This is a genomic window from Anoxybacillus sp. ST4 (assembly GCF_019448545.1).
GTDB classification, from domain to species: domain Bacteria; phylum Bacillota; class Bacilli; order Bacillales; family Anoxybacillaceae; genus Anoxybacillus; species Anoxybacillus pushchinoensis.
In genome coordinates, this window is the sequence record NZ_JAHZOE010000019.1 from 32,915 (window position 1) to 45,304 (window position 12,390).

The following is a 12,390-nucleotide window of genomic DNA, read 5'->3' on the forward strand; positions in this document are numbered from 1 at the left end:
TTTTGTTAATTTATGTTTCAGTAAAATTAAAAATCGGCTCCCAAACGGGAAGCCGATTTGTTTAGTCATGAAAGTTCATTCCATCTGTCGTTTCTTTCACAATGCCCGCACGAATAACGAAGTCGCCAAAACGTTCGCCAGAGAGGCGTTCTTTCGCATACCGAGAAAAGAGCATACGAAGTTCAGATAAAATTTCTTTTTCTCCGATATTTTCCCGATACAATTTACCGAGACGGCTGCCATCAAATGCAGCCCCGAGATACATATTATATTTGCCGATCGATTTACCGATAAATGCAATTTCCCCAAGGACATGACGGGCACAGCCATTCGGACAGCCGGTCATGCGAATCGTTATTTCCTCGTCACGAAGCCCGTTTTCCTCAACAATTTCCTCAATTTTATCAATGAGTGTCGGCAAATATCTCTCCGCTTCTGCCATCGCTAGTCCGCACGTTGGCAAAGCCACACAGGCTAACGAATTGCGGCGAAGGGCACTATAATGTTTCCCATCTGTTAATTTATATTGCTGAATAAGCGCATCAATTTCTTCTTTTTTCTCACTTGGCACATTGGCGATGACTAAGTTTTGGTTAGCGGTGAGACGGAAATCGCCCGTATGCACTTTTGCAATTTCCCTCAAGCCTGTCATCAGTGGATAATCATCTGTATCTTTCACCCGTCCGCCCTCGACAAATAACGTAAAATGCCACGTTCCGTTTACACCTTCTACCCAACCGTAACGATCACCATTATGCTCGAAATAATACGGACGTGCTTCCTCTAGCTTCCACCCAAGGCGATGCTCTAGCTCAGTCTTCACCGCTTCTAAGCCGAGACGGTCAATCGTATATTTAAAGCGAGCGTGTTTACGCACGGAGCGATTGCCATAATCACGCTGAATGGTAACGACTTTTTCTGCCACATCAATCACCTGTTCTGGTTTACAAAAACCGATCACTTTTGCGAGCTGCGGATATGTTGTACGGTCGCCGTGCGTCATTCCCATGCCGCCACCGATCGCTACATTAAACCCTACAAGTTTTCTGTTTTCCACGATGGCGATCAAACCGAGGTCTTGCGAAAATACATCGACATCGTTTGACGGCGGTACGGCGATACCAATTTTAAATTTTCGTGGCAAGTAAAGCGCCCCATAAATCGGTTCTTGTTCTACTTCTGGCGTTCCAGCGACTTTTTCTTCATCGAGCCAAATTTCGTAATATGCCCTTGTTTGTGGCAGTAAATAATCACTTAATCTTTTCGCCCATTCATACACTTCTGCATGCACTTCCGATTGGTAAGGATTCGGATTGCACATGACGTTTCGATTGACATCGCCGCATGCCGCCAACGTCGTAAGCAGTGCATCGTTAATGGCTTGGAGCGTTTTTTTCATGTTCCATTTCAATACGCCGTGAAACTGGAATGCTTGTCGTGTCGTAAGTTTCAACGTCCCGTTCGCATACATCCGCGCCAATTCGTCCATCACAAGCCACTGTTCAGGCGTCGCCACCCCACCTGGCGTGCGGACGCGAATCATAAATTGGTATGCAGGTTCTAGCTTCTGTTTTTGTCGCTCTGCTCGTAAGTCGCGGTCATCTTGTAAATAACTTCCATGAAATTTCATTAGTCGATTGTCGTCTTCTGGAATACCAGCAGTAATACGGTCTTCCATCGTTTCTTTCAATGTGCCGCGCAAATAGTTGCTCTCCCGTTTAATGCGTTCAACATCGCTTGGCGGTCCATCTGGCGGTGTTAATGCAAACTTTTCCACAATCATCCCCCCTAATATACGTCACGTTGGTAACGTTTTTGTTTTTGCATTTCGGCTATATATTCTTCTGCTTGTTCGCTTGTCATACTTCCTTCTTTCGCAATAATATGGATAAGCGTCTCATGAACGTCTCTGGCCATGCGTTGTTTGTCGCCACAAACATAAACGGCTGCTCCTTCTTCTAACCATCGGAACAGTTCTTTGCTCTGTTCAATCATTCGGTGTTGCACGTATACTTTTTCTTTCGTATCGCGTGAAAAGGCAACATCCATCTTCGTCAATATGCCGTTTTTTAACCACGCTTGCCACTCTGTTTGATAGAGGAAATCAGTCACAAAATGTTGATCGCCAAAAAATAGCCACGACTTCCCTTTCGCCCCTATTGCCTCACGCTCTTGCAAGAAACTGCGAAACGGCGCAACACCCGTACCTGGTCCCACCATGATGATTGGCGTATTTGCGTCTTTTGGGAGCTTAAAATTCGGATTTTGATGAACGAACACCGGAAGTTGATCGCCAACGTGTAAACGTTCCGCACAAAACGTCGAACAAACACCTTTACGTAAACGTCCGTGCGCTTCGTAACGCACTGCACCAACGGTGATATGCACTTCATCAGGATAAGCAAGCAAGCTATTGGCAATCGAATAAAAGCGCGGCTGCAACTTACGTAAAGAAGAAACAAACTGCTCTGGCGACATATCCCACGGACCAAAATCGCGAAGAACATCGAGCACATCGCGCCCTTTCATATATTCCTTTCTTTTCACTTCTTGTTCAGAAGAAAGGAGCACATGAAAATCTGGATGGCGTGAAAACGAAACGAGCGCTTGCAATAATTGCTCAGTTAAGACGGTAATTTCCAATCGGGAAAGAAGTGCTTCACGCAACGTTTCCTCTTTTCCTTCAACAGAGACGCATGTGTCACCGCTCCATTTCATCTCCTGAATGATGAGATCAACAAGCGCTGGATCATTTTTCGGAAAAATACCGAGCGCATCCCCCGGTTCAAATACAATGCCTGATCCTTCAAGCGATAATTCAATATGGCGTGTTTCTTTGTTCGAGCCGCGTCCATTTAAATTGATATTTTCTAATACTTCCGCTTGAAACGGATGCTTGCGCGAGTAGTTAGAAGCAGGCTTCACTTGCTTTTGCTGGGGAAGGACGGTGACGGAACCCCCACCTTGCTTATTCAACTCACTAAGCACCCCATCAAGCCACTTCGCCGCTCCTTCCTCATAATCGACATCGCAATCGACGCGCTCGTATAACCGCTCTCCCCCGAGTTCTTTTAGCCGTTGATCGAAGTCTTTCCCCGTTTTACAAAAATGTTCATACGACGTATCACCAAGCGCCAATACGGAGAAGCGAAGATGGTTAAGTTTTGGTGCGCGCTTGCTATGGAGAAATTCGTAAAATGATAAAGCATTATCTGGCGGTTCCCCTTCACCATACGTGCTAACGACAACAAGCAACGTGTCGATTTTTTTTAAGTCGTTTGGTTTGAAATCAAGCATCGATAAAACATGAACATGAAACCCACGACTTTTGAGTGCTTCTCCAGTTTTTTCTGCCAATTTTTGTGCATTTCCTGTTTGTGAGCCGTAAAGGATCGTTATTTCTTTCGATACGTGGGCTTCTTGCTGTACCGCTGTGCTCGCAAATTCGGTAGCAGCTAAATATCCGCTTAACCAAAGCTTTTGCGCTGGCGTTAATGTCGGCCAAAGTCGGTTGAGCAAGTCAACTTGTTGTTCGTTAAATGGGCTATTCGTCACTTGAAATGGCAACATCTTTCACCTCTCGTTTTTCTACTATTCCTATAAATCAAGTATGTTTTATTTGACTTTACCGCAAAAAATAAAATTAGTAAAATAAATATAAATTATCAGAACTATTTATTTTTTTAATGATTAAGGGGCGATAGCTGTGTACGACGAATTAAAAACATTTATGACTTTAGTACAGGTGAAAAACTTCACAAAAACTGCGGAAATTCTCCATCTATCCCAACCGAGCGTCAGTTTGCACATTAAAAATTTAGAAAAAGAATTTCAAACGAAACTATTTATTCGTTCGCCAAAAAAACTACAAGTGACAGCGACTGGCGAATTACTTTACGATCGAGCTAAAAAAATGATTGCCTTGTACGAACAAACAAAACAAGATATTTTAGAATACCACGATTGTGTGAAAGGAACATTGAAAATCGGGGCTAGTTTTACGATCGGGGAATACGTGCTTCCTTCTTTTTTACTTTCTTTACAAGACGATTATCCAGAGCTACACTTCGAAGTGATGATTGGCAACACGAAGGAGATCGTCGAGCTTGTCCGTTCATATGAAACCGATATTGGCTTAATTGAAGGGCAAACGAACGAAAAAGAATTGGCTGTTTATCCATTCATGCAAGATGAGCTTGTCATCGTGGCTTCAAACGATCACCCGCTCGTTCACAAACAAGAAGTATGTATAAGCGATCTACAAAATCAAATATGGATTACGCGCGAATTAGGCTCTGGCACACGTGAATACTTTAACCATTTTATTCGTTCAAATGGATTAAAAATTAAATCGCTCATGATCATCAGCAGCAATCAAGGAATTAAAGAAACGCTAATGCGTGGAAATGGATTAGCCTTTCTTTCGCGCCATGTCATTGAGCGCGAATTAAAACAAGGTCACTTATCGATCGTCTGTTTAAAGCACCCCCCTTTTTACCGAACGTTTTCTTATCTTTATGCACCGACAATGAAAAGCAAAAAAATTGTTCATTTATTTATTGATTTTCTCGAACGAAAAAAGATGTAACGAGTACGGTTATCCCGCTCTGTTACATCCTTTTCGTCTTAATGCTCTGCTAGCTGTGACACTGGAACACGCTGTTGATTTTCCGGATTGTCTAAAAAATGGATTGTTGCCGTTTCCGTTTGCGCATCGACATGTTCGATATATACCGATTTTCCATTATACGTTACATTTTTCATATCGGGCGATTGAGCAATTTGTTGCGCACGTGTTACGTTCATGTTGTTTCCCTCCCTTCAAACGATTATTATCATCTACGTTTCACGTTAAAAATATACAAAAAAGAGCACCCACAAGGTGAAGTGACCCCTGTCAAGTAGACAGGGGTCACTTCAAGGTTGGTATGCTGCTCTTATTTTTTATACACATGAATCGAAAGTCCTTTTTTCTCATAAACATATGTGAAAATAAAGGAAGAGCAGGGCGAACATAGAAGTAATTGTTGATCTATAGAGGAGGGAGATAATGCTAGAAAAGTGGTTGAAAAAGTCTTCGTATACAGTCGTATTTACTGGGGCGGGAATGTCTACAGAGAGCGGACTTCCCGATTTTCGTTCGGCAAAATCAGGACTTTGGCGTACGAAAAACCTACAACAATTAGCGAGTACGTATGCTCTGCAACATAACCGCGAGGAATTTATCGCGTTTTACCAATATCGCATTCGCGCGCTTCTTGAATGCCAACCACATATCGGACATACAATTTTAGCAAATTGGCAAACACGAGGGCTTATTCATCAAATTATCACACAAAATGTCGATGGATTTCATCAACGAGCAGGTAGTACAAATGTCATTGAATTACATGGAACGTTGCGAACCGTTCATTGCTCGCGCTGCAAACAAACATATGATGCAAAACGGTATGTAGACGAACAGTTGAAGTGCACGTGCGGTGGTTTTTTGCGCCCTTCCGTTGTTTTATTTGGCGAACCATTGCCGCATGATGCGTTTGAACAAGCATGGACAGCAGCCGAACGAGCAGATTTGTGGATTGTACTCGGCTCTTCTTTACAAGTATCGCCAGCTAACGAACTTCCTGTCGCCGCTAAACGTGGAGGTGCAAAACTCGTGATCGTAAATATGGAACCGACTCCATTAGACGATTGGGCAGATTTACTCATACATGACCGTAAAATTGGGGAAATGCTGCAGGAAATTGACGAATTACTTTAAAAATAACTGTGTCCCAAAAGCGTGCTCTTTTGGGACACTTGAAATATTTCTTTTTCATACCTTATTTCCCAAAAACGATTCGTATATTGCTTGTGCCTCATGTTCGCCCACATCAACGACTTTTTTGCATATACCTGGCATGACCGTTGCGTGTACGGTACATAATCCGAGTCGTTGTTGCATACGAGATTGAGAGATTGTTAACGATTGAATACGATGCTTTAACCGCTTAGTTATGTAAATAACAATCGCAATCGGATGTAACCGTTTCTCGCTTCATTCATCATGTTCATCTTCCTTTACTAAAGAAGAAATGTGTAACGCAACTTCTCTGCTTCTTGTTCATCAAGAAATGGAATTTCATGTGCCATTGCTGCTGTATAAATATAAAGCGAAGCAAGTTTATACTTTCTTGCTAATGGACCTTGCTTTACATCAACATGTTGCACGCGGCGAAGCGGAATAAGCGTACGCTTACGAATCCACACCCCATGCTCAAGCCCGATTTCCTGATCGCGTATCATATACCACCAACGTTCCCATTTCCAGCGTGGAACGAAGAAAACGAATAACATGCCATCTACAATCGACAAACAGACAAACATCAAAACGACCCATGTTGAAACGAAAAAACTAACAATTACGTACAGAAAGGAAAAAATAATGAAACGAATAGCTTCATATATGCGCCATATAGACACAGCACGTTTCGATAGAACATTCCCCGTTTTCTTACACACCACTTTTTCACGCTTCTATCACTGCACTTCTAACATACGAACTCCATCCCGAAATCATCGGTTCGTACGTCCACTATGCCTCCATTTTAACAAGTTTTTCATTTATAACTTTACAACATTTTTATCATATGTTAGACTATTTTTAAAGTTCATAATTTCTCATCTACTAGGGGAGTCCAATAGCTTGGACTGAGAGAAGAACGCGTAAAAGTTCTTTGACCCTTTGAACCTGATCTGGGTGATGCCAGCGTAGGGAAGTAGATGGTGCGAGTGTCATTCGCTTGTACTATTTGCGGACAAAATCAGGTTCTTTTTATGGAACCTGATTTTTTTACGTGTTGGCATTGCTCCTATTAAAAAATGAAAAGGAGCGAATAAGAATGAACGATTTATTTTCCAACATGCTGTTTCCATCAAGTAAAAAGGTTTATGTGCAAGGAAGTCGAAAAGATATTTGTGTTCCGATGCGTGAAATTCAACTGTCGCCAACAAAAACAGAAACAACAATATTAGAAAATGGGGCGATTCGCGTTTATGATACAAGCGGACCATATACCGATCCACTCTTCAAACCAAATATTCATAAAGGATTGCCAAAATTAAGAGAAAAATGGATAACGGAGCGTGGCGATGTAGAAGAATATAGCCCTTCATTAGCGAGAACAAACATTCCTTTTTCACCTAGACGTTTTCGTGCGAAAAAAGGGAAAGTTGTGACCCAAATGCATTATGCGAAACGAGGAATCATTACACCTGAAATGGAGTTTGTTGCTATTCGCGAACAGATGGATCCAGAGTTTGTTCGACAGGAAGTGGCAGCAGGAAGAGCAATTATCCCAGCTAATATCAATCACCCTGAGAGTGAACCAATGATCATTGGAAGCAAGTTTCATGTAAAAATTAATGCGAATATTGGAAACTCTTCCGTTACATCCTCAATGGATGAAGAAGTTGAAAAAATGCTTTGGGCTATTCGTTGGGGTGCCGACACGGTCATGGACTTATCGACAGGAAAACATATACATGAGATACGAGAATACATTATTCGCAACTCCCCTGTACCGATTGGAACTGTACCTATTTACCAGGCGTTAGAAAAAGTGAACGGCATTGTCGAAAACTTATCATGGGACATTTACCGTGAAACATTAATTGAACAAGCCGAACAAGGCGTAGACTACTTTACTATTCATGCAGGTGTCTTACTTCGCTATATCCCACTAACAGTCAACCGAACAACCGGTATTGTCTCTCGGGGTGGCTCAATTATGGCACAATGGTGTTTAGCACACCATGAAGAAAACTTTTTATACACCCACTTCGAAGAAATTTGCGAAATTTTAAAAACTTACGATATTGCTATTTCACTTGGGGATGGATTACGTCCAGGCTCAATTGCAGACGCAAACGATGAAGCGCAATTCGCCGAGTTACAAACACTTGGGGAGTTGACAAAAATCGCTTGGGAACATGATGTCCAAGTGATGATCGAAGGTCCAGGGCATATTCCAATGCATAAAATTAAAGAAAATGTCGATAAACAAATTGAAATTTGTCACGGGGCACCTTTTTATACGCTAGGTCCTATCACTACCGACATTGCACCAGGTTACGACCATATCACCTCAGCTATCGGTGCAGCGCTTATCGGCTGGCACGGTACGGCCATGCTTTGCTATGTGACACCAAAAGAACATCTCGGCCTACCGAATAAAGAAGACGTCCGCCAAGGAGTCATCGCCTACAAAATTGCTGCCCACGCTGCTGACTTAGCAAAAGGACACCCTGGCGCACAAACGCGTGATGATGCATTATCAAAGGCGAGATTTGAGTTCCGTTGGCAAGATCAATTCAACTTGTCACTAGATCCTGAGCGCGCACGTGAATATCACGATGAAACGCTACCGGCCGAAGGAGCAAAGCTTGCTCATTTTTGTTCGATGTGCGGTCCAAAATTTTGTTCAATGAATATTTCTCATGAATTGCAAAAAACACTACAAAGCGAAGCAATGAAAGAAAAGGCAAAACAATTTGTTGAATATACAAACATCATGCAAGCTGAGAGATAGCGCTCAGCTTGCATTTTTATTACAAAAAACGTTATTTAAGTCATATTCGTTGACATTCCATTTACTGTAGCTTAAATTTAAGTCGTAACTTTAAGTAGAAAATATTGAAAGAGGTGACTCACTTGCTCACAGATTTCATCATTTTTCTGTTAGGATTGCTTCTAATCATTGGTGTATTCACAACGAAATTTTCTTCTTGGCTAGGCGTGCCGTCACTTGTATTTTACATACTCGTCGGAATGATTTTATCCAAATTTATATATTATGATAACGCTTTTCTCACCCAGATTGTTGGTATTTTTGCGTTAATCGTTATTTTGTTTGAAGGTGGGATGAACACAAAGTGGAATACATTAAAAAAAGTTTTAGCTCCCGCTGCCTCCCTTGCAACGTTTGGAGTGCTAATTACTGCCATTTGTGTAGGCATATTTGCCAAATACATTTTACACGTTTCATGGGCCGAGGGATTTTTATTAGGCGCTATCGTTTCCTCGACTGACGCTGCAGCAATATTTGCTACGTTAGGAAGCGTCTATGTAAATCGCCGTCTCTCAGCAACACTAGAAGCTGAGTCGGGGATGAACGATCCGATGGCCGTTATTTTAACCCTCTCCTTGATTACATTTATCCAACAGCCAGAACTATCTATTTTCCACACCTTTCTCAGCTTTATTTGGCAAATCGTTATCGGTATTCTTGTTGGGCTTGGAGTAGGAAAATTAACTGTGTGGTGTTTGAATAAAATAAATCTTGATTCCTCGGGATTATACCCCACTCTATCTTTATCGTTTGCGATACTCTCTTATAGTATAGCAGCCCTGCTAAAAGGTAGTGGGTTTCTTTCAGTATATGCTATGGCCGTTTTTGTCGGCAATGCACAACTCGTTTATCGCCATTCTATTTTTCGTTTTAACGAAGGGCTAGCATGGATGATGCAAATATTTATGTTCATTTTACTCGGACTACTCGTTTTTCCAAATGAACTAGTAAAAGTAGCATGGGAAGGCGTCGCCCTAGCTATCCTACTTATTGTTGTGGCAAGGCCGATTAGCGTCATGATAAGTACAATAAACATGAATTTCTCTATTAAGGAAAAGCTATTCCTTTCTTGGGCTGGGTTAAAAGGTGCTGTTCCGATCGTCTTGGCAACTTACCCACTTATCTCGAACATTGAAAATAGTCAGCTCATTTTTAATATTGTTTTCTTTATCGTGCTCATTTCCGCCCTTATTCAAGGATCAACAACTTCTTTTTTAGCCAAGCATTTAGGACTGCTACTCGGAGAAAAGAGGGAAGTGGCTCACTCCCTCGAACTGACGTCAACGACGAAAGCAAATAAGGAAATTGTTGAAGTCCATATTAGTAATAAGCAGTCACATTTACTAAAAATGACGATTAGTCAACTTCCATTGCCAAAGGATTGCTTAATTACGGCTATTATTCGTAATGAGAAAATTATTACCCCGAAAGGAAACGTGAGATTACACGAAAATGATGTTGTTTATATATTAATCGAAAAAGGAAGAAGATCAGAGATTTATAAAATATTTTCAATTACCGAAGATATGTCATTCTAATAAAGACAGGGGGCTGTCCCCCTACCCTCTCCCATTTATAGAAACTCTGATTATAAAAGTGGCTCACTTTTGAAGTGATCATTCCGGCTCAGTTTATTATTTACAAAAACAGAACTTTCATAGATGGCACGGATTTGAATGCTCATGAATTAATGGAGCCATGTCATTTCTATATAAGGAAAAGAGTACAGTAAAACCCCCAGAACATACAGCATCACTCTGAAAAACCTTTTTTCTGTATAATTAAATAACACATTTTTCAGGGGTAAACATCCCCAAATTAACAAAAGGGAAAGTGGCAACTTTATCAAAATTGGAAAACTTAAAATGATTGGCACTAACATGAAAATAAGGTGGCATATATATTTTCTTTTCACATACTGTCTCAAGTTTATGTGAAAAACTAGGCTTTTTTTCATTGTTTCTAACTCATATTTGTTCAATTTCGTCAACATATGATCTGTAAAAACAATGACTAAAAACATGTGACCCGCTTGATAATAAAAATGGTCTAGCCAAATTCCTGAGATGCTAAATAGCAACAACGTTGTTATGTAAACAAAAAAATCTTTCTGATAATACCTCACTTTTAAAGCTTCCCTCATGAGGTGAAATGGATAGTCTTGATCATAATACTTCAGCAATAACTTTGTATTTGATGACACTTTTTTTGCTGTGAGTAACTGTTGAATCTCCAATATTTTACTTATGTCTTTATTTAACAGTCCCTCTCCCATTTTAGACATAATTTGATAGTAGCGATGCAATAATGAGTAATCTAACGATTTTAACGAAAACAAATGTATGATCATCGCTATAAACATCAAAGCTGCAATTGTTATCGCCTTTACATAAATCGCTATGAAACCTACCACAACTGTACCCACCATGAGCAACTGAACATACAATATTTCATATTGATAACGAACAAAGCATAGGTAATTAAAAAGAATATTAACTAATAGAGCTATAATCAACGATGTGCTGACCTGCTGCATGAATAGCATATAGACGATCAAAAAAACGATGCTTGGGAAACTCATTTTCATGAGCAAATATTGCTTAAATTTTTTAAAATTAAAAAGCCGATACTGAAAAATTTGGAACGGAACATTTATGATCGGGTTATTTTGAAACAACTTTACTACCCCATAAACAAAAATCAAATAAGGAGCATAGTTATTAATGATACTCTCATAAACACGACTCAAATCGATTGCTACGGGAACAAGAAAAGACACAGCAACAATCATCCCAACGACATAGAAAGGATATTGTTTGACGATCCGCATCCCTTTTCTCATTTGATTAAGTATAAAATAATATACAATATGACTATTCATAACTATCACCAATGATTTGAGTAATTGTTGACCGTCCAATTTCATTAGGAAGATAACGAATAACGTTCTTATCTCTAATGATTAAATATTCATCACAAATGTCTTCTAAACTATCCAAATCATGGCTAGAAACAACAATAATTCTGTTCGGACTTTTTTGAGATATTAATAATTTTTCCAATGTATTCACTTGGATTGGATCAAGGGTAATAAAAGGTTCATCCAGTAACAGCAACTTACTCCCTCTTAAATACCCAAAAGCTATACTAAACCTTTGAAGCGTCCCCCGCGAAAGCGCATGAGGAAAATAATCAATGTGGTCTCCCAACTTAAACAAGTCGACAATTTCTTCTATTTTCTTTTGTGCTTTTGTTTTTTGAATCCCCTTAATTTTACATAAAAATAACATTTGTTCGTACATCGTCAAATCTTGAAAAAAAGAGTGATCATCACCAATGAACGTAGCATCCAAATCAAAATAATCTTTGTTTTTAATGGAAACATCCCCCCAAAGAATATCTCCGTATTCTTCTTTTTTCAAACGTACGATCGTTTTCAACAATGTTGTCTTTCCCGCTCCGTTTCTCCCGATTAAACCATATATTTTATTCTCTTGAAATTGATAGCTTAAGTCACGAAAGATCACTCTTTCATTGTATTTTATAGTGATATGTTCTAACCGTAACATATGTTCACCCTCACTTATTTATTTCAAATATAGTAAGTTGAATTAAAGATTTACAACTGAACACACAAACGATCGATCGTTTGTTCTATATACATCCAAATTGGCATTTTAACCTCTGATTCACACAGCACACCCCATGCGGCGTAACACCTCATCCGGGTGTTGTAGAACGTACTGTTCAAAGCGAGTAATGGATTGGGCAATGTCATTTT

Annotated in this window: 11 protein-coding genes and 1 riboswitch; of the genes, 4 read left to right on the forward strand and 7 right to left on the reverse strand. The window is 40.1% G+C overall.

Annotated features, from left to right (window positions below; translation table 11 throughout):
* Nucleotides 1-61: 61 nt before the first annotated feature.
* Together cysI and K1I44_RS11395 are read right to left on the reverse strand one after the other, a co-directional pair.
* Nucleotides 62-1,783, reverse strand: coding sequence for an assimilatory sulfite reductase (NADPH) hemoprotein subunit (cysI, locus tag K1I44_RS11390; RefSeq protein WP_219986188.1), 1,722 nt, complete (start codon nucleotides 1,781-1,783; stop codon nucleotides 62-64).
* Nucleotides 1,784-1,788: 5 nt separating this feature from the next.
* Complete coding sequence (locus K1I44_RS11395; protein ID WP_219986189.1) at nucleotides 1,789-3,570, reverse strand: assimilatory sulfite reductase (NADPH) flavoprotein subunit; 1,782 nt, start codon at nucleotides 3,568-3,570, stop codon at nucleotides 1,789-1,791.
* A gap of 136 nt (nucleotides 3,571-3,706) precedes the next feature.
* On the opposite strand from K1I44_RS11395, the gene K1I44_RS11400 reads away from it, so the two are divergent.
* Nucleotides 3,707-4,588, forward strand: a complete 882-nt coding sequence (locus K1I44_RS11400) for a LysR family transcriptional regulator (protein WP_370627997.1) — start codon at nucleotides 3,707-3,709, stop codon at nucleotides 4,586-4,588.
* 38 nt (nucleotides 4,589-4,626) lie between these two features.
* Here K1I44_RS11400 and K1I44_RS11405 read toward each other — a convergent pair whose 3' ends face one another.
* Nucleotides 4,627-4,806: a small acid-soluble spore protein H gene (locus K1I44_RS11405; RefSeq protein ID WP_003397457.1), complete on the reverse strand. Its 180-nt coding sequence runs from the start codon at nucleotides 4,804-4,806 to the stop codon at nucleotides 4,627-4,629.
* Between the two features lie 244 nt (nucleotides 4,807-5,050).
* On the opposite strand from K1I44_RS11405, the gene K1I44_RS11410 reads away from it, so the two are divergent.
* On the forward strand, nucleotides 5,051-5,761 hold the full coding sequence (locus K1I44_RS11410; protein WP_003397460.1) for an NAD-dependent deacylase: 711 nt from the start codon (nucleotides 5,051-5,053) through the stop codon (nucleotides 5,759-5,761).
* A 54-nt stretch (nucleotides 5,762-5,815) separates the two neighbouring features.
* Here K1I44_RS11410 and K1I44_RS11415 read toward each other — a convergent pair whose 3' ends face one another.
* Both K1I44_RS11415 and K1I44_RS11420 read right to left on the reverse strand, forming a co-directional pair.
* Nucleotides 5,816-6,016, reverse strand: a complete 201-nt coding sequence (locus K1I44_RS11415) for a PH domain-containing protein (RefSeq protein WP_309138136.1) — start codon at nucleotides 6,014-6,016, stop codon at nucleotides 5,816-5,818.
* Nucleotides 6,017-6,063: 47 nt separating this feature from the next.
* On the reverse strand, nucleotides 6,064-6,366 hold the full coding sequence (locus tag K1I44_RS11420; RefSeq protein ID WP_255573392.1) for a PH domain-containing protein: 303 nt from the start codon (nucleotides 6,364-6,366) through the stop codon (nucleotides 6,064-6,066).
* A 293-nt stretch (nucleotides 6,367-6,659) separates the two neighbouring features.
* Nucleotides 6,660-6,774, forward strand: a riboswitch (TPP riboswitch).
* Nucleotides 6,775-6,881: 107 nt separating this feature from the next.
* Between K1I44_RS11420 and thiC the strand changes: the two genes are divergently transcribed.
* Entirely contained in the window at nucleotides 6,882-8,570 is a 1,689-nt protein-coding gene (thiC, locus tag K1I44_RS11425; RefSeq protein WP_219986190.1) for a phosphomethylpyrimidine synthase ThiC, read from the forward strand.
* Nucleotides 8,571-8,683: 113 nt separating this feature from the next.
* Nucleotides 8,684-10,147 (forward strand): potassium/proton antiporter, encoded by a 1,464-nt coding sequence (locus tag K1I44_RS11430; RefSeq protein WP_219986196.1) that lies wholly within the window; start codon nucleotides 8,684-8,686, stop codon nucleotides 10,145-10,147.
* A 149-nt stretch (nucleotides 10,148-10,296) separates the two neighbouring features.
* Here K1I44_RS11430 and K1I44_RS11435 read toward each other — a convergent pair whose 3' ends face one another.
* Nucleotides 10,297-11,439: a hypothetical protein gene (locus K1I44_RS11435; protein WP_219986191.1), complete on the reverse strand. Its 1,143-nt coding sequence runs from the start codon at nucleotides 11,437-11,439 to the stop codon at nucleotides 10,297-10,299.
* 43 nt (nucleotides 11,440-11,482) lie between these two features.
* The gene (locus K1I44_RS11440; protein WP_219986192.1) at nucleotides 11,483-12,178 is read right to left on the reverse strand and encodes an ATP-binding cassette domain-containing protein; all 696 of its coding nucleotides are present in this window, start codon (nucleotides 12,176-12,178) and stop codon (nucleotides 11,483-11,485) included.
* Nucleotides 12,179-12,390: the final 212 nt, after the last annotated feature.